This is a genomic window from uncultured Methanobrevibacter sp., from assembly GCF_934746965.1.
GTDB lineage: Archaea > Methanobacteriota > Methanobacteria > Methanobacteriales > Methanobacteriaceae > Methanocatella.
The window spans coordinates 180,713-198,953 of record NZ_CAKVFS010000001.1 but is presented as its reverse complement, the minus strand read 5'-3'; the positions used below and the strand labels follow the sequence as shown (position 1 = coordinate 198,953).

The following is an 18,241-nucleotide window of genomic DNA, read 5'->3' as shown; positions in this document are numbered from 1 at the left end:
AATAGTATTAATAAATATTTGGAAAAAAGCATTGCATTAACTCAATTATTTCAAATCTCCTTAAATAAATAGCCAATACAAATAATATTACAATAACAACAATTCCAAATTTTTTATGATATTTTTTAGAAGATAATGGTGCAAATAATTTTATTCCTGCAGGACTAAATGAATCCAATACAATATGGCTCAATAATCCTAAAAATAATCCGATAGCCACTTCCACATAATTTATAGTTAATGTTCCAAAGAAAAATAAACTGATAAAAAATAACGGTAAGAATATTAATATTAATTTTTTATTTAAAAATAAAAAACTTAAAAGAGCTATTAAAATAGCCATGAATAAGTAAGATGTGGAAATCACAGTTATATTCATGAGTATTTCATATGCCCAAATAAGTATTAATGAAACTGCCGCAGTTAATGTGAGTACACCGAAAATAGAGTGAGTAAAACTTCTGTGTTGGGAAAAATAAAAGACAGTTCCTAGAAATACTATTATTAAACCTAAATAATAAGGTAATTTTAAGATATAAAGAGATATAAATACAATCAATCCTAAAATAATCATTCTATAAACATTGTCTTTTTTAAATTTATGATCAAAATCAGGAATATTAGCACCAATTATACTTAAAGCTATAATTAAAGGATTGTTAAAAAACATGATCCCTAAAATCAATGCAAATAATGTATGTCCCTTATATGAAGACAAAAAATCACCTTAATTTTATAATTATAATTTATATTAAAAATTAATAGTGATAGCATTTGAAAAGTATTTCAGCAATATTATAATTAAAAAAAGACAGTCCACTATAAACTAATACTCAATTAGAATTTTAAAAATAGGAAATAATTGATTTTTTTAAAAATAATCTAAAAAACTTTTCATTTGACGAAAAGACTTTTCAACACTTCCTTTTCCAACAGTTGCAAATGGAGATAAAACTTCACCAGTAATTGCAGGAATTCCTTTTAAATTACAAACATCTTCAACAGCTCCTTTATAAATTTTACCGGCAGTTTCAAAAGTAATTACTTTACTTCCCATTTGTGTTGAAATATGATTAGCTATTAAACAACTTTCAGGAGATGGATTTCTACTTGAAAAAACTGATTCAAAACCAGGATTGCTATTTTTAGCTGTTGAATGAAAATCTCCAACAAAACTTATGTTTAACTCATCAATAGCTTGAATGATTAAATTACTTAATGAATTTTTAATATGAGCTGATCTATTTAAATCTCTTGAATTGAATGTTCTTTCATTATTCATAGTAGCATTTGGAGCAGCAAAAGGAATAATATAAATTGTGTTTTCTAATGTAGAATTAAGTAATTCATTTAATAATTTCAAACTAGCTATCTGAGATGGCAACTCATTACCATGAATTCCAGAAATCATTAAAATATTAAATCCACCAGTTCCTAATTTAAACATAGGTGTTCCATACACCGATTGTTCTAGAATAAACTGATTTAAAGGATTTAACTCTATTTTATCAAAAATATACTTATTTTTTGAAATATATCCTCCAGAGCTTTTTGAAATAAAAGTCATCTTTAAATCATTGAAATCATCAATTTTCTTAAAAGTTATCATTATTTAATATTAATTTAAAACTTTTATTTATAGTATAACATAATTATAATCTAGGGATAAAATTGAAAAAATATATTAAACAACTAATAAAGCTTATAAATTATGAGAGAGATGCTGAAATTGAATTAATGACTAATGAAATAAAAAATTTATCTCCCAAGAAAAGAGAAGACTTAGGAAGAGCTATTAATAAAGTAAAAGGAAAATATTTAGGAAAACAGTTAGGTTCTCAGATTGTACAATTTGGAAGATCTCAAAAAATAGAAACTGAAATCAGTATTGGAGATATGGTTCTAATTAGTACTGGATATCCCCTTAGAAGTGATTTAACTGGAACTGTAGTTGAAAAAGGTGCTAGATTCCTTAAAGTAGCTTTTGAAAAATCAATCCCAAAATGGGCTCTTAAAAAGAAAGTTAGGATAGATTTATATGCAAATGACATTACTTTTAAAAGAATGGAAGATAATTTATTGCATTTAAGCACAAAAGGTAAAAACGCACTTGAATATTCTTTAAAAAAAAGAGACCCTAAGGAAAGTAAAAAAGAAAAATATGTTGATTTTATAGACACTTCTCTTAATCAGTCACAGAAAAATGCGGTTAAAAATGCTATAAATACTGAAAACTTTTTTTTAATACATGGTCCATTTGGAACTGGAAAAACAAGAACATTAGTTGAGTTAATTCAACAAGAAGTAAGACAAAAAAATAAAGTATTAGTTACTAGCGAAAGTAACAGTGCTGTTGATAATATACTAGACAGATTATCTAAAAACAAAAAACTAAATGTTACCCGATTAGGTCATCCTCAAAGAGTTTCAAAAGAAAATATCCAATATTCATTAGCATATAAAGCTGAAAATCATCAATTAACACATAAAATTAACAAAAATTATAAAAAAATAGAACAGATAAGTGAAATTAGAGATAGATTTACTAAACCGACCCCACAATACAGAAGAGGATTTAGTGATTCAGATATATTATACAATGCATCAAAAGGTAAAGGTGGACGTGGAATAAGTCCTTCAAAAATGGAATCCATGGCTAATTGGCTTTTAGAAAATGAAAAAATCGATGATATTCACGATAAAATTAAAAAACTTGAAAATAAAATCATTAAAGATATTGTAGGCAATAGTAATGTCATTTTATCAACTAATTCAACATCAGCTATTGAAGAAATATCTAGAACTAATTTTGATGTTGTTATAGTAGATGAAGCATCACAAGCTACAATTCCAAGTGTTTTAATTCCATTAGCTAAAGCTAGAAGATTTATTCTTGCAGGAGATCATAAACAATTGCCTCCTACAATAATTAGTAAAAAAGCACATCCTCTTGAAAAAACATTGTTTGAAGAGCTAATTAAGAAATATCCGAACAAATCCTGTTTATTAAATGTTCAATATAGAATGAATAGCTTTTTAATGAAATTTCCAAATTCAGAATTTTACAAGGGCAATTTAAAAAGTGACTCCCAAGTAGATAATATAAATATAAATGAAATTATAGATTTAGAAAAAATATCTAATTTAAAAGAAAATAGATTCAAAGAAGAATTACACAACAATTCCAAACCATTATTATTTATTGATACATCTAATTTGAAAGATAATGAAGAAAAACACTTGAAAGATTCCAAATCCATAATCAACCAAAAAGAAGCAGAAATTGCAACTAAAATCACCAAATATTATTTGGAAAATGGTGTGAAACTGGAAAATATTGGAATTATAAGTCCTTACAGCGACCAAGTACATCTTATTCAAGATAAAACAAGTGTTGAAGTAAAAAGTGTAGATGGATTTCAAGGACGTGAAAAAGAAATCATAATCATTTCAACTGTAAGAAGTAATGAAAATGGAAATATTGGATTTTTAAAAGATTTAAGAAGATTAAATGTAGCACTTACACGAGCAAAAAGGAAATTAATAATAATCGGCAATGTAAAAACTTTAAAAGAAAATCCAACTTATTCCAGACTAATTAAATTTTGCAATAAAAATGATTTATTAATTAATTTTAGGTATACCTAAACTTTTATATAGTAGAAAATACTAAGTAAGTAATAGAGAGAAAAAGTGCAAATACATAACTTTTGAATCTCTAACTCTTAATTGGGGAATTTTTTCTCAAATATAAAACCCATATAACTTTTCAACCTCAATTATAACTCCCCAATTAAGAGTTCTCTTCTGTCAAACTATTTTTTAATAAGATAAACATTATCCTGATTAATTTCACCAATTTTTTCAAAATTAGAATTATCCAAATCATGACGTTTATCAAATACAACAATTTCATTACTTGAACAATTAACTAATGAAGAATTTATATCCCCCACAACAATTTTATCGTTACCTAAATAAGGAGAATATCTTAAAAAACTAAGACCATCATTAAAAATAACAACAGTTCCATTATTAATAGAACTTAATAAATTTTGATTATCATTTGAAGCATCAAATTCCATATTAGTTTCATTAATAAAACCAACAACTCCAGCAATAGCTATTCCAACAATCATAATTAATAAAACTGCAAATATTTTTTTATTTGATTTAAATTTATCCACAAGAATAGCAAATCCTAACCACAACCCTCCAAAAAGAGGTAAAACATATCTTGAAACAAAAATCGGTCGGATTAACAAGGACAAACATATTCCAATAGCTATAACAATAAACATTGTAGCAATTAACATTAATGAATAATTTATTTTGAAATTGTTAAATTCTTTATTTTTTACAATTAAACCTACTACAGTTATAAGCATCAATATTAAAATAAACCCCAACAAATCATTAGATGGTGAAAATATAAATTGGAAGTATTCTAAAACTGTGTTAAATGTTATTGGTTTAATCCAATAATCTGACCTAACTGCAGAAAATTGAGATAATAATATATTAATCCAAGGCAAATAAGTTATAACACACAATACAACAGACATCAACCAGGATTTTATTTGTGATTTATTATTAAATATAAAAAATAATAAAACCCCCAAATAAATTACTATAGATGATATGGCCGTAAAATAATGAGTGTATGCACAACATATTCCTGCAAATGTAAAAATAATCCAAGATTTTTTAGTATTTTTAGTTAAAACATCATATGCAAAAACAAATTGGACAGTCAAAAATAATAAAGCCCAAGAGTACATTCTAATTACAGTACTAAAAAACAATACTTTCATTGAAGAACATATTAATAATGAAAATACTCCTGAAACTAAATATCCGAATTCATTTTTAATTTTAGTCCAAATTAAAACAAATAATAAAACTAATGGAACTATCGAAACTATTTTACCCAATAATAATAAACTTAAATTTGAAGTAGGATTAAATAGTTTCGTGAAAACCTTTAAAATAATATAATACAAAGGAGGATGAACATTTTCAGCAGTAGCTCTAATCATGTCTATAAAAGATAATCTAACAATACTCAAAGTATAATAATCATCATACATCACAAAAGGTTTAGTTAAAGCGAAAAAAATTGTTATTCCTATGAAAACTAAACTTAAAAATAAAAATAATAAACTTATTGTCTTATTAAAATCATTTTTATTAAACACTTAAAAACCCCATTACTTTAAATTAACTTCATAAAATGACATGTTTTGAGAATTTTCCAAAGAAATTTTATTAAATTCTAAATTATCTGTAGATTTTAAAGGTACATTTGTTCCATCATCTTTAAATACATAATACAAATGTCCACCATTATTTAATCTAGATTGTACATCAGTTTCATGAGCTATATTATTAAATTCATAATTTAAATTATCTAAATTATCATCCAAACCTGCAGTAACCCAAATATATTTATTATTATCAAAATTATAATATGGATTTACACCATATGCTGAAAGATTTTTATAAATAATAACATTATTATCTCCCAATTGACCAATAACATCCATAACTTCTAAACTATTCTGATATTCATTAGATTCATTTTCCCAAAAGTTTAAAGTACTAACTGTCCCAACAATTAAAATTACAATAACTGCAAGAACAAATATCTTTTTATTATCATAATTATTTGATATTAAAATTGATACACCTAACCAAAAACATCCTAATGCTGGAATCAGATATCTCGGATGCAACATTGGTTTAATTAAAATAGAACATATTATTCCAATAATACAAACAAATACTACTAAAAATAATCCTGCCATAGCATATCTATTATTCCCATCATTGTTTTTTATATTCAAATAAATAGACACCATAATTATTCCAAGGAATATTATAGATACAATGAAATATAACGAAAAATCAATTGAAGGTTCAAAATTTCCAGGGACAATCGTGTTTTCAGGAGATAAAATAAACTCTAAAAACCCAATAATGTTTGTGGATGTTGTTAAAGTAATCCAATAATAACCACTCACTTGTTTTATTTGATTAAGTAAAATTAAAATCCATGGAACATATGAAATCACCACACAAATAACTGAAAAAAACCATTTTTTTAATTCAGATTTATTTTCACAATATAATTTGAAGAATAAAAACAAAAACAAACCTATTGATGCAATTCCTGCAAAATAATGTGTATAAAATGATGCAATTGTTGCAATCGTTAATATAATCCAATTTTTCAAATCAGATTGTTTATTTAAAATTTCATAAATAACAACAAAACTTACAGTTACAAAAAATAAAGCCCAACTATACATTCTTATTTCAACATAGAAATTCATTAATTGAGGCATAGATGATAAACAAAAAGCAAATAAACCTGCAGTTAACCAACCAAAATTTTTTTTAACTTTAGTAATAGACAAAATAAGAATCCCAAATAAAGGAATAACAGACACTAATCTCCCAAGCATAACAACATTGAAATTTGTAAATAAAATACTTGCAATCTTAAAAAAGAATTTTAAAATAAAATAATAACCTAATGGATGAACATTAGTAGATCCTTCAGTAAAAATATAATCAACTGATGAAAACATCATAGTTAAACTATATTGCTCATCATACCATATTCCAAAACGTGACACTCCAATATAAGTCACAAATAATGTAAATAATAAACTAAGAACAAATAAAAACATTCCTAATTTTTCTTTTGAAGACCTATCGATTAATACATTCATACAGTATATTTTTTAAAATTCAAATATAAAAAATTAACTTAAATAATTAATATATTTTTAAAACCACCAATTTATTTTAAAAAATATTCAGAAAAACTAAAAAAAATTAATTAAATTCCAAAATAAATACAAAGATAATAACATTATAAAATATAAAAGAGTAAAACTTAATAATACTTGAATAACATAACTTATATTGGAGATTTTATGAAAAAGAAATACAATAATATTTATTACATTAATGTTTTTCATGCTCCCATTTGTTTCTGCAGAAGATAATTCTACAAATCAAATAGAAACAAATCAACATGAATTACATGTAAATGACGAAAATGAAAAAATAGATTATACAAACATGAATAATGAAACTAAAAATTTAAAATCAGACCACATTTCTGAAGTAAATGAAAATAATATAGAAAATACAAATTCAAATATTACTATACACGAAAATACCAAAATAACAGAACAAGACTTCACCAACATTACCATAATACTTCCAGAAATTAACTTAAATCAATACCAGTTTGATACAACAAGCGATATTATAACTGCTGATTCAACAAAGAAAACAACTTATTTTTCAAATAGCTTAACCCACATATCACAAGGAACTGCATTTAAAATAATATTAAAAACACCTAATTTAAATCAAAATGGATTAACTGATTTAAATGGTGTTCCAATAGCAAATAAAAATGTTATTTTCACTATTAACAATCAAAAATATTCCAAAATCACAGATTCCAGTGGAATTGCAAAACTAACAATAAACTTAAATCCAGGAACATATAAATTAGAATATTATTTTGGAGGAGATACTGACTATTATTCCACATACAACTCCATAAGCTTATTTGTTTTTAAAGGAAATACATATATACAACCAATATCCACCAATGTTTATCGTGCAGAACAGTTTAAGTAGCTCTATTTGATTTAAATGAAAAACGATTATCTAACCAGAATATAATATTTAAAATCAACAATATCAATTACATAAAAACAACTGACTCAAATGGAATTGCAAAACTAACAATAAACTTAAATCCAGGAACATATACTATTTATTACTCTTTTGCAGGACAAAATAATTACCAAACTTGTTCTAGAGAATCTTCTTTAACCGTTTTAGTTGAAGATACATTATTATGTCCTATAAATCCAAAATTAAACCAAGGAACAGCATTAAATATTAAATTTACAAACAAATAAAGGAGTTCCAATATCTGGAGAATATCTTTCTTTTACAATAAATGGTGTAAATTACAATAGGATAACTGATAGCAATGGAATTGGGAAAATAAATATTAATTTAAACCCTGGAACATACAATATAAAAATAGGATATACATCCCATATTTAAGCAAATATAAATCAATGACTCCAATTAATTGTAACATAAATGTTTTTTCAAAAAATCAAAATCAATATTCTTTAATTTCACTCTCAAATTATGTTATTAAAGGAGACACCTACAAAGTCAAATTAACTGATTTAAATGGAAATACATTAGCAAACAAAAAAATTAATTTTTGGATTAATCAAAACGAATACAGTAGAACTACCTATTCAAATGGAATTGCAAAAATGAATATCAATTTAAACCCAAAAATTTATGGAATAAGTGCTAATTATGGAGAATCTAGCATAACTGCCAAACTATATGAAACAATACTTGTTACAACAGGAGAAATGAATCAAGGTTATTCTTCAACAACCGATGGCCCACTATCACAATATAAACAATCAACTAATTATCAATGTTTAAATAATCAATATATTACTAGTTTAGCTAATAATTTAACAAAAACTTGTAGTAATGATTTAGAAAAATATATTTATAGTTGCAATTATAGAGACTACGGTAATGGATTAAACAATGCATACAATACAGCACTATTATTTACTGGAAATTGTTATGATCAAACAAATTTATTTTATGTCCTTAGCAAAATCATCTGGATTAACAGTGAGAGGAATACTAGGTGTTTCTTCAAACTTAAATAGTGGACATGCATGGGCACAAGTATACCTTAATAACAGATGGGTCGTATCAGATCCAACTTCAACAGAAATGTTTGGATCATGGAGTGCAGCATATAATGGAGATCATTTTTCAGATTCAAGACAAAGAGCTTATGCATTTGAAAAAGAAATATATGTTCTTCCTATACCTAACAGCTTCAGTTAGATTCAAATATACTAAGAAATAAAATAAAAACACAATTATCCTCCCGATAATGGTGTTTTACTTTAAATAAAAATTAGATAGTTTATTATTCAATAAAAATTCTTATAAAACAAAAAAAATAGTTTTATGAAAAAATCTAGAAAATTCTAGTTTTTTCATTACGACGATGAAATACTTTCAAAACCTTTTGTAACCATTAAATTTACAAAAGATTCTTCAGGATCCATTAAAATATTTCCTTTAGAATATTCTTCAATAGCTACTTTAATCATAGTATCCTTTTTAACAGGATCTTTAGAAGCCTCAGAAAGTGCTTTAACCAATACCATTACTGCATCTCCCCTAGACATATTTCCAGTTATTCCAGAATCCCTATGAGGATATCCTGCATAATTATCATTTTGTCGTACAATATCTATTGCACTAAGATTAGTTTCAACACCATCCACTTTAAGTGGCCTAATTGAATCTATAATTGCATCTAATCCAGTATCATAAACAATTACTACTGCATCAGCATGCATCCCAGTATTATATTCTACAATTTCTTTTGCATATTTCATACCAGGTTCTGGTCCATCCCATAGACAATCATGAAGAAGCATTGGTCCTCCCAGATTTCCAAGAGCATGTTCTGTAGGATGAGTCATTCCTCCAGGATATACTGGAGTATAATTCGCTATTGTCCCATTTTCTAGTTTAACCATAAATGCCATGTCAACACCACCACCAGATTGCTCATCTTTATCAGCAGCTAACACTAAAATATTTTTATTTCCTAAATCCAAAGGAGGACTATTTAAAAATGAATTTCCTATAACAATTATTGCTCCAATCACAATTAAAACAATGATTATTATAATAATTTTACTTCTCCTCTTCATATATTGCCCCACATTTTAAGTACTTAATATACTATTTTGATTTTTATCATATTAATATTTTAGACCAATATCAAAGTTCTATTTTTATATTTATTACTAAATTCCACAAATAAGAACCTTAATGAAAATTAATATTAAATACTATTAAAAATAGAAATTAATTTATAATATTTTATTATGGTGATTAAATGGACAAAGTAGTTCTTGCATTCAGTGGTGGATTAGATACCTCTGTATGTGTTAAATTATTAGAAGAAAAATATGATGTTGAAGTTATCACAGCATGTGTAGATGTAGGTCAAGGCGATGAAGAAATAGCTAAAGCTGAAAAAATGGCAGAACAAATAGGTGGCTACAAACATTACACTATTGATGCTAAAGAAGAATTTGCAAATGAATATATAGCTAGAGGTATAAAAGCAAATGCTGAATACGAAGGATATCCATTAAGTACCGCACTTGCAAGACCTTTAATTGCACAAAAAATCATAGATATTGCTAAAAAAGAAGGTGCAACAGCTATTGCTCATGGATGTACTGGAAAAGGAAACGATCAATTCAGATTTGAAGCAGTTATCTTAGCTATGTCTGATTTAGACATTATTGCACCAATCAGAGAATTAAACTTAACTAGAACTGAAGAACAAGATTATGCTGCTAAAAATAATATTAAATTAAACTCTGATAAGATTTACAGTATTGATGAAAATATCTGGGGAAGATCCATTGAAGGAGACATCTTAGAAGATCCTGCAAATGAACCTCCTGAAGAAATTTATGCATGGACTGCTTCTGCTGAAGATGCACTTGACACTCCTCAAAAAGTATCTATCGAATTTGAAGAAGGAATTCCAGTAGCAATAAATGGAAAAATGATGCCTTTAATAGATATTATTAAAGAAGCAAACAAAATTGCTGGTGAAAATGGAATTGGTAGAGTAGATACTATTGAAAACAGAATGATTGGACTTAAAAGTAGGGAAACCTATGAAGTTCCAGGTGCTAAATTATTAATTGCAGCTCACCAAGCTTTAGAAGAATTAGTACTTACTACCGATGAATTAAGATTTGCAGAATACATGAGTACACTTTATGCTGACTTAGTATACAGAGCATTATGGCAAGAACCATTAAGAGAAGATATTGATCAAGCTATTGACCATATGCAAAGAAGAGTAAGTGGTGAAGTTACAATGAAACTCTTTAAAGGTTCAATTGCACCATTAACTAGAAAATCACCTTTCAGCTTACACAGTATCGAACAAATCACCTTTGAAGATAAAGAAACTGATCAAAGAGAAGTTGAAGGTATGATTAAATACCATGGTATTCAAGCTGCAAACTATCAAAAACTTAACAGATAGCTTTAATTAGCTATCTAACATTACTATTTTTTATGAATAAAATTAAACAACTGCAAGAAATTATAAATTCCTCAAACAATATTGTCTTTTTTGGAGGAGCAGGAGTGTCAACAGAAAGTGGAATTCCAGACTTTAGAAGTGAATCTGGAATTTTTAAAAGCTTAGAAAAATATGGAGATACTCCAGAAAGATTAGTTTCACATAGCTATTATTTAGAACATACTGAAGAATTTTTTAAATATTATAAAGACTGTTTAATATTTCCAGATGCTAAACCTAATCCAGCACATTATGCACTAGCTAGATTAGAAAAAGAAAGCAAACTGAAAGCAATTATTACACAAAATATTGATGGCTTACACCAAAAAGCAGGAAGTAAACATGTATTAGAACTTCACGGAAGTGTTTATAGAAACTACTGCGAAATTTGTAAAAAATATTATGATTTAAATTCTGTTTTAGAAAGTAATAGCATCCCACATTGTTCTTGTGGAGGAATAATAAAACCAGCTGTTGTTTTATATGAAGAATCTTTAGATATGAATATTTTAAATAAATCCATCGAATATATTCAAAAAGCAGACACATTAATCATTGGTGGAACTTCATTAGTAGTATATCCTGCTGCAGGTTTAATAAACTATTTTAATGGAAAAAATTTAGTTTTAATCAATAAAAGCAAAACTGATTATGACCAACTAGCCACTTTAGTAATTAATGAAGCTATTGGAGAAACATTAGATAAAATAAAATTTTAATAAAGTTTTTAGTAAGATTTTAAAAAAATAACTATATTCATAATTTTACTTTCCATTAATATTAGTTAAATCATAATCTAAAGATTTAGGAATTAATTCAATACTTTCTAAAGTATTATTGCATTTATAGACAAGTATTTCAACACCTTCATTTTCAGCTTCAACCAAAGTTTTGGAAAACTCTGGATCATTTTCCCAGTTTGGTCTAAAGTTATTTCCTGCAGGATGTTGGATTAAGAAGAATACTACTGCTCTATTACCCTTATTTTTGAGTTTAATTAATTCTTTTAGGTGTTTTGCTCCTCTTTGAGTTGGTGCATCTGGAAATCTTGCTTCACCATCAACTATCAGAGTTACTCCTTTAACTTCAATATAACAACTGTCTATTAAGAAGTTCATTCCACAACAATCATATTCTTGATTAGCTAAGTATATATCAATTCTTGAATCATCTACTTGTTTTTCTCTTTGATGATAAGAATATCCTTGAAGTTCTTTTATTTTACCATTTAATATTGCATCATATACAATACTATTAGCTTCTTGTGAATAAAGTGACACCAAAACTCCTTTGTTTACAACAAAATGCAGAGTAAATCTTGTTTTTCTTTTTGGATTATCAGAAGGTTTAAGGTAAACTGTAGCTCCATCAACCAGTAATTCTTTACATCTTCCAGTATTAGGTACATGAGCCATTTCAATTTTTCCATTAACTTCCACTTCAGCTATGAATCTATTAGGCCTACTTTTAAAAATACCTTTAACATAATCCATATTATCCCTTAATTACTTTTCCAATATAAGAAACTAAATCAGTAGCTCCAAATCCATAACCTTTTTCCAGGTATGCTTCATCTCCTGCAAGACCATTGATAAAAATAGCTAATGTAGCTGCATCAAATGCATTTAATCCTTTAGATAATAATGAAGTAGCTATTCCTGCTAATGCATCTCCTGTTCCACCAACAGTCATTCCAGGGTTTCCAGATTTATTAAGTTTAAATTTGGTTTTCTGAACTACCAAATCAATTGCTCCTTTAATTATAACTACTCCATTAATTTGTCTTACAATTTGTTGGAATTCAGATATGTTTTCATCAACCTCGCTAAAGTCACAGCTATCTAAATTTAACTTAACATCCTTACCAAAAAATGATTTAAATTCAAAAATATGTGGAGTTAAAATTATATCCTCTCTGTTTTTGATAATTTGAGGTTTAATCTGTTTTAGAGCATCTGCATCTAAAACCAGTGGTTTTTTAATTTTACTTGCTAAAATATTTAACAGTTTTCCAGTTTCATCATTAATACTAGCTCCAGGACCTAATAATACTGCATCAACCTTTTCAGCCAATTCTAAAATTTTTTCTGCATGATTGGTTGTTAAATAATCACCTTCCAATGGACGTACAATTAAATCTGGATGTGTTGAAATAGCTAAACTTGATGATTGGGGAGTTGCAACATATACTAAATCTGCACCTGCACCAATAGCTGCAAGTCCTGCAATAGCTGGAGCACCACAGTATTCTTTACTTCCACCAACAATTAAAATTTTACCATTATTTCCTTTATGTGAGTTTTCAGACCTATTATTAAGTTTAATCATGTCCCCATAATTTATAAAGTATTCTGCTTCAATAGGGATTCCAATATCACAAGTTACAATACCTCCGACTTTTTCTTCACCTGCTTTATGAATTCCTGTTTTTACTTTATGGAAACTTACTGTATATTGTGGTTTAACAGCTGCATCTTGTATTTGACCAGTTAGTGGATCTAGTCCAGATGGAACATCTACACTAATTGTCAATCCATTAGAATTGTTTATAATTTCAATAGCTCTTTTTATATTATCTCTTAATTTACCATTAATTCCAGTTCCTAAAATTCCATCTATAATAATAAATTCTGAGAAACTATCTGTACTGGCTACTTCACAGTTATTTATATCCTCAATTGTTTTTAGATTATGAAGTGTTAAATGAGAAAATCTTGGTTTCATATTTTCAAGAATTTCAAGATTTGTTCTAGCTTCATTGGAGTAAATTCCATTTTTATCTTTTAACATGTAAATATCAACATCATACCCCCTATTTAGAAGATATCTTGCAGCTACAAATCCATCCCCCCCATTTCCACCAGACCCTGTGAAAATTATTATTTTAACTGGTTTAGAAAAAGTATAAACAGCTATTTTACCTACTTCTTCTGCAAGAGATTTACCTGCAGATTCCATTAAACAAAGTCTTGATAAACCTAAATATTCACAATTTAAATCTGTAACATTCATATCTATAGGATCCATAAAAATCACCAATTAGATATAATTTTTAAAAATAATATTTAATAACATTTTTTAATTTTGAAATTAAAATAATAAAAGTGTCCAGTATCCAATCTGAACACTTATTTTAAAAAAAGGTAATTAAAACCATATATCAAGTTAGAGTTTGATATATGCAAAAAATATGTCCAGTTTATAGAAATTAAAACTGGACTACTTTTTGCATCACAAAAAACTAACCAAAACGAATTTGCATTCATACCATATGCAAACACAGAGCATGTAATAATATTACTACATGCTCCAAAATACTGTATATTTCAAATAACATATATAATTTCAGTTAGATTTGAAAACAATATTTTAAAACAAAAGCAATTTTCAAAAAAGAAGTAAATATTCAATAAAAGAAAAAAAATAAAAGAAAAAAGGGAAAATACCCTTAGAATAAATCTTGTAAGTTAATTTTGTAAGCTCCTAAGTTTCCACCAAAGTTACCTGCATCGATTTCTAAAACACCAGGAACATTACATGCAGCTTCAATACCTGCTTTCATTGCAGCACGTACTGAATCTTCATCCACACCATCAATAACAATCTCAAATACACCATCAGCATCTTCTCTAATGTCAGAGTCAACTTTATCTTTTAAAGTTACACACATTTTTTCGTTAGTAGATGCATTTAAGAAATCATAATTATTACATCCTACTTTAGAACCAGAAGCAACCATACCACCAGGGAAAGGAGTGATTACACCTTCAACAGCAGAAATAGCATCAACAGCAGCTTCAGCAGCCATTACTCCAGCCATTTGATTTTCAGCTAAGATAAAGAAGTTTCCACCAGCTACACCTGCTTTGTAACCAAAAGTAGATTCTACTAAGAAATCACCAGACATGATTGGGATAGAATGCATTTTTCTACCATCAATTTCTAATTCATCTTCAAATCCGTCACCAAAGAATTTTAATTTAAAACCAGTTTTAAGTTCTTCGTCAGCGTCATCAAGAACATTGAATGCTGCAGCAGTTGGTGCAGTTAAAATACACATACCAATTCTTTCTAAAAGTTCATGATCTAATTGTTTTTTAGAACCTTGACAGAGCATAATTACATAACCAGGCCTTCCATCAGGAGTTTCAGTTGGTGGTACGTAACAGTCAATACCTGCTTCTGCAGGACATCCAATAACAGAAGTTCCGTATCCAGTAGCTTCAGTAGCTGCAATTTTAGCTAATCTTTCAGTAGCTGCTGTGACTAAAATTCTAGTCACTTTAATTCCGAAACCTTCTGCATAATTATCTTTAATTTCTACGCCATTAATTTCCATATTTTCACCAAATATTTTACAAAAAATTAATTTTTGTTATACTAAAAAATATGGAAAGTAAATAAAATAAAGTTTTCTATTTATTTACTCAATTAAATCATCATCAGATTTTGAATTAAATGAAATTTTATCAAGAACAGAAGAACCATAATGAGGTAAAATCAACATACCAATTATAGTAGCTAACCAGAATGAAATTAATCTTTCAATTACAGTAGCTGCTGCACTTAATGAAGGAGTTATACCTGCAGTTGAATAAAATAAAATCATTATACCATCAACAGCACCAAGTCCACCAGGTAAAAGTGGAATCATACCTACTAAAGATGCCATAATAAATACTTCACCAATAATAACTGGACTTACTTGAGCACCAAATGCTAAAAATACTACATAAACCCTTAAAATTTCCAATATCCATATTAAGAAAGATAATGGTAATGCATGATGTAAAATTCTTTTATCAGAAATTACCAATTTCATAGTGTCTTGAAATCCATCAATTACATTATGTACTTTTTGCTCCAATTCATCAGAATTTTTCTTATAAAATCTTCTAATCAATCCAATAATCCAACCATCAACTTTTTTACCAAATTTCGGATTTACAGACATGTAAATAAGTAAAATTAAACATGCTACAATAGCTATTACTGCAACAATCATCAATATTAAAATCCATAAATCCAATTTAAAGTAAAATGTGATTCCAATAATTGTTAAAATAGCTAAAAATACAAATGGAAAAGTATCTAATGCTTTATCAGCTACAACAGTTGCAAATGTTTCTTCCATTGGATAACCTTTATCTCTAGACAAGATATATGCCCTTACAGGTTCTCCACCCCCTCTCCCAGCAGGAGTGATATTATTTGCAGCCAAACCAACCATGACAATCGGCAATAATTCTTTAATACTTATTTCGATCCCATCCATTTTATTAATAATTTGCCAACGCAAAGTGTATAAATAATAAGTAAAAACCTGAATTAAAATAGCTAATGCAATAAACCATAAATTAGCAATTTCTAAAGCGCCTAATATATCTCCTATTCCTACAAAATAAAGCATGATTCCTAAAATAAGAAAACTGATTAGTAGAAATATTAATGATTTATGTTTCATGATTTCACACAACTAAAATTTAGAATATACTTATTTTAAATTTACTAGTTAATATTTATATAGCTATTTATTCAAAAATTAGAACTAATGAAATATATAAATAAAACAGACCTTTGTATAGTTACACGATATTCAGGAGTAGTAATGATTGGAGTGGGATTAATGTGTTTATTCCCATTACTCGTTGATTTAATTTATTTTGAGTTTAACTATGACTGTTTTATCATACCAGGGATATTTTCCATCATTTTAGGATATATCTGTCTAAAAACATTTGACAAATATTCCAAAAGTAAAATGAAATTAAAACATGGAATGATGATTTCATCAATCGCATGGATGTGGGCAAGTATTATTGGAGGATTAACTCTATCCCTTGCAACAGGAATTAGCTTTTTAGATGGTATTTTTGAAAGTACTTCAGCATTAACTGGGACTGGAGTAACAATGTTTAATGATGTTGAAATATTACCACATAGTGTTTTATATTTCAGAGCATTTGAACAATGGGTGGGAGGATTAGGAGTAGTAGTTATGGTTATTGGTGTTTTAACACGACCTGGAACTGCATCTGCTAAATTATACCAATCTGAAGCTCGTGAAGAACGTTTAAAACCTAGTGTAAAAACCACCCTTGAAAAAACTATAGAAATTTATTTAATTTATACTGCTGTAGGAATAATATTATACCTTCTTGCAGGAATGCCTGCATTTGATGCTGTTTGTACTACATTTTCCACTATTGCAACTGGTGGAATGAGTATTAAAAATGCAAACTTAGGCTATTACCATGATGACTTAATTTATTTTATTTCAATTGTATTAATGATATTAGGAGCTACAAGTTTTCTTGCACACTACAAAATCATTAAAACAAAAGGAAAATCATTAATCAGAGATTTACAATTTAAAACTTTAATTTCAATAATCGCCATTGTTACAATAATTCTTTATTTAACCTCTTACATAGTGCCAATGGACATTTTATTTACAGTTACATCAGCAATTACAACAACTGGTGCTAATGTTGAACTACCATTAACTATGGCTGGATGGCCATCATTTGTATTACTTATTTTAATGATTTTAATGTTAATCGGTGGTTCCAGTGGATCCACAGTAGGAGCTATTAAACTTTTCAGAATAATTACTTATTTTAAAGCTATTTATAGACATATAAAAGAAATCCTATCACCAGACGGTAGAGTAATACCTATTAAAATTTCAGGCAGAAAAATATCTGAAAAAGAAATAGGAAAAACTGGAAATTTTATAACATTATACTTAATAACAATTGCATTAACCTGGCTCATATTCTGTTTCTATGGATATGAACCATTTGACAGTTTATTTAGTGTAATTTCCCTTCAAGGAAACAATGGATTGGATCTTGGAATCCTAAATAACAATCTTCACCCTGTTTTAAAAATAGTGTCTGTTTTAGATATGTGGGTAGGAAGATTAGAAATTTACCCAATGTTAGTATTATTTAGAGGTATCCTTGAAATATTTAAAAAATGAAAATATTTATAATATCCAAAAATAAACATAGTATATTA

Annotated in this window: 16 protein-coding genes; 7 read left to right on the top strand and 9 right to left on the bottom strand. The window is 27.4% G+C overall.

Going from position 1 to position 18,241, the window contains the following annotated elements:
• Positions 1–7: 7 nt before the first annotated feature.
• Positions 8–718 (bottom strand): metal-dependent hydrolase, encoded by a 711-nt coding sequence (locus Q0984_RS00830; RefSeq protein ID WP_299522117.1) that lies wholly within the window; start codon positions 716–718, stop codon positions 8–10.
• A gap of 153 nt (positions 719–871) precedes the next feature.
• Positions 872–1,606 (bottom strand): succinylglutamate desuccinylase/aspartoacylase family protein, encoded by a 735-nt coding sequence (locus Q0984_RS00825; protein ID WP_299522344.1) that lies wholly within the window; start codon positions 1,604–1,606, stop codon positions 872–874.
• Between the two features lie 65 nt (positions 1,607–1,671).
• Here Q0984_RS00825 and Q0984_RS00820 point away from each other — a divergent pair, with 65 nt between their 5' ends.
• Positions 1,672–3,648 (top strand): IGHMBP2 family helicase, encoded by a 1,977-nt coding sequence (locus Q0984_RS00820; RefSeq protein ID WP_299522114.1) that lies wholly within the window; start codon positions 1,672–1,674, stop codon positions 3,646–3,648.
• A 167-nt stretch (positions 3,649–3,815) separates the two neighbouring features.
• On the opposite strand, the gene Q0984_RS00815 is transcribed toward Q0984_RS00820, so the two are convergent.
• Together Q0984_RS00815 and Q0984_RS00810 are read right to left on the bottom strand one after the other, a co-directional pair.
• Entirely contained in the window at positions 3,816–5,198 is a 1,383-nt protein-coding gene (locus Q0984_RS00815) for a glycosyltransferase family 39 protein (RefSeq protein WP_299522111.1), read from the bottom strand.
• A 12-nt stretch (positions 5,199–5,210) separates the two neighbouring features.
• Entirely contained in the window at positions 5,211–6,737 is a 1,527-nt protein-coding gene (locus Q0984_RS00810) for a glycosyltransferase family 39 protein (protein ID WP_299522108.1), read from the bottom strand.
• 250 nt (positions 6,738–6,987) lie between these two features.
• Here Q0984_RS00810 and Q0984_RS00805 point away from each other — a divergent pair, with 250 nt between their 5' ends.
• From Q0984_RS00805 to Q0984_RS00795, 3 genes are all read left to right on the top strand, one after another.
• Positions 6,988–7,665, top strand: a complete 678-nt coding sequence (locus tag Q0984_RS00805) for an Ig-like domain-containing protein (protein ID WP_299522105.1) — start codon at positions 6,988–6,990, stop codon at positions 7,663–7,665.
• A gap of 452 nt (positions 7,666–8,117) precedes the next feature.
• On the top strand, positions 8,118–8,747 hold the full coding sequence (locus tag Q0984_RS00800; RefSeq protein ID WP_299522103.1) for a hypothetical protein: 630 nt from the start codon (positions 8,118–8,120) through the stop codon (positions 8,745–8,747).
• Positions 8,710–8,931, top strand: coding sequence for a hypothetical protein (locus Q0984_RS00795; protein WP_299522100.1), 222 nt, complete (start codon positions 8,710–8,712; stop codon positions 8,929–8,931). Before Q0984_RS00800 ends, Q0984_RS00795 begins: the two co-directional genes overlap by 38 nt.
• A 158-nt stretch (positions 8,932–9,089) precedes the next feature.
• Here the strand turns inward: Q0984_RS00795 and Q0984_RS00790 are convergent, their stop codons facing one another.
• On the bottom strand, positions 9,090–9,815 hold the full coding sequence (locus Q0984_RS00790) for a DUF4012 domain-containing protein (RefSeq protein ID WP_299522097.1): 726 nt from the start codon (positions 9,813–9,815) through the stop codon (positions 9,090–9,092).
• Between the two features lie 188 nt (positions 9,816–10,003).
• Between Q0984_RS00790 and Q0984_RS00785 the strand changes: the two genes are divergently transcribed.
• On the top strand, positions 10,004–11,179 hold the full coding sequence (locus tag Q0984_RS00785; RefSeq protein WP_299522094.1) for an argininosuccinate synthase: 1,176 nt from the start codon (positions 10,004–10,006) through the stop codon (positions 11,177–11,179).
• Positions 11,180–11,211: 32 nt separating this feature from the next.
• Positions 11,212–11,937 (top strand): NAD-dependent protein deacylase, encoded by a 726-nt coding sequence (locus tag Q0984_RS00780; RefSeq protein WP_299522091.1) that lies wholly within the window; start codon positions 11,212–11,214, stop codon positions 11,935–11,937.
• Between the two features lie 45 nt (positions 11,938–11,982).
• Here the strand turns inward: Q0984_RS00780 and sfsA are convergent, their stop codons facing one another.
• The 4 genes from sfsA to Q0984_RS00760 all read right to left on the bottom strand — a co-directional run bounded on the left by sfsA (position 11,983) and on the right by Q0984_RS00760 (position 16,682).
• Entirely contained in the window at positions 11,983–12,711 is a 729-nt protein-coding gene (gene sfsA / locus Q0984_RS00775; RefSeq protein WP_299522088.1) for a DNA/RNA nuclease SfsA, read from the bottom strand.
• Between the two features lies 1 nt (position 12,712).
• Positions 12,713–14,245, bottom strand: a complete 1,533-nt coding sequence (locus Q0984_RS00770; RefSeq protein WP_299522085.1) for an NAD(P)H-hydrate dehydratase — start codon at positions 14,243–14,245, stop codon at positions 12,713–12,715.
• Positions 14,246–14,666: 421 nt separating this feature from the next.
• A complete protein-coding gene (fhcD, locus tag Q0984_RS00765) occupies positions 14,667–15,557 on the bottom strand; it encodes a formylmethanofuran--tetrahydromethanopterin N-formyltransferase (protein WP_299522082.1) in 891 nt (296 codons plus the stop codon).
• 84 nt (positions 15,558–15,641) lie between these two features.
• Complete coding sequence (locus Q0984_RS00760) at positions 15,642–16,682, bottom strand: UPF0104 family protein (protein WP_299522079.1); 1,041 nt, start codon at positions 16,680–16,682, stop codon at positions 15,642–15,644.
• Positions 16,683–16,769: 87 nt separating this feature from the next.
• On the opposite strand from Q0984_RS00760, the gene Q0984_RS00755 reads away from it, so the two are divergent.
• Positions 16,770–18,203 carry a TrkH family potassium uptake protein gene (locus Q0984_RS00755; RefSeq protein WP_299522076.1) on the top strand — a complete coding sequence of 478 codons (1,434 nt, stop codon included), beginning with the start codon at positions 16,770–16,772 and terminating at the stop codon, positions 18,201–18,203.
• Positions 18,204–18,241: the final 38 nt, after the last annotated feature.

Excerpts from the sequence above, each read along its gene's own strand:
- Q0984_RS00810 (WP_299522108.1), bottom strand. The coding sequence starts at position 6,737 with ATGAATGTATTAATCGATAGGTCTTCAAAAGAAAAATTAGGAATGTTT.
- Q0984_RS00805 (WP_299522105.1), top strand. The coding sequence starts at position 6,988 with ATGCTCCCATTTGTTTCTGCAGAAGATAATTCTACAAATCAAATAGAA.
- Q0984_RS00800 (WP_299522103.1), top strand. The coding sequence starts at position 8,118 with ATGACTCCAATTAATTGTAACATAAATGTTTTTTCAAAAAATCAAAAT.
- Q0984_RS00790 (WP_299522097.1), bottom strand. The coding sequence starts at position 9,815 with ATGAAGAGGAGAAGTAAAATTATTATAATAATCATTGTTTTAATTGTG.
- Q0984_RS00785 (WP_299522094.1), top strand. The coding sequence starts at position 10,004 with ATGGACAAAGTAGTTCTTGCATTCAGTGGTGGATTAGATACCTCTGTA.
- Q0984_RS00780 (WP_299522091.1), top strand. The coding sequence starts at position 11,212 with ATGAATAAAATTAAACAACTGCAAGAAATTATAAATTCCTCAAACAAT.
- sfsA (WP_299522088.1), bottom strand. The coding sequence starts at position 12,711 with ATGGATTATGTTAAAGGTATTTTTAAAAGTAGGCCTAATAGATTCATA.
- Q0984_RS00770 (WP_299522085.1), bottom strand. The coding sequence starts at position 14,245 with ATGGATCCTATAGATATGAATGTTACAGATTTAAATTGTGAATATTTA.
- fhcD (WP_299522082.1), bottom strand. The coding sequence starts at position 15,557 with ATGGAAATTAATGGCGTAGAAATTAAAGATAATTATGCAGAAGGTTTC.
- Q0984_RS00760 (WP_299522079.1), bottom strand. The coding sequence starts at position 16,682 with ATGAAACATAAATCATTAATATTTCTACTAATCAGTTTTCTTATTTTA.
- Q0984_RS00755 (WP_299522076.1), top strand. The coding sequence starts at position 16,770 with ATGAAATATATAAATAAAACAGACCTTTGTATAGTTACACGATATTCA.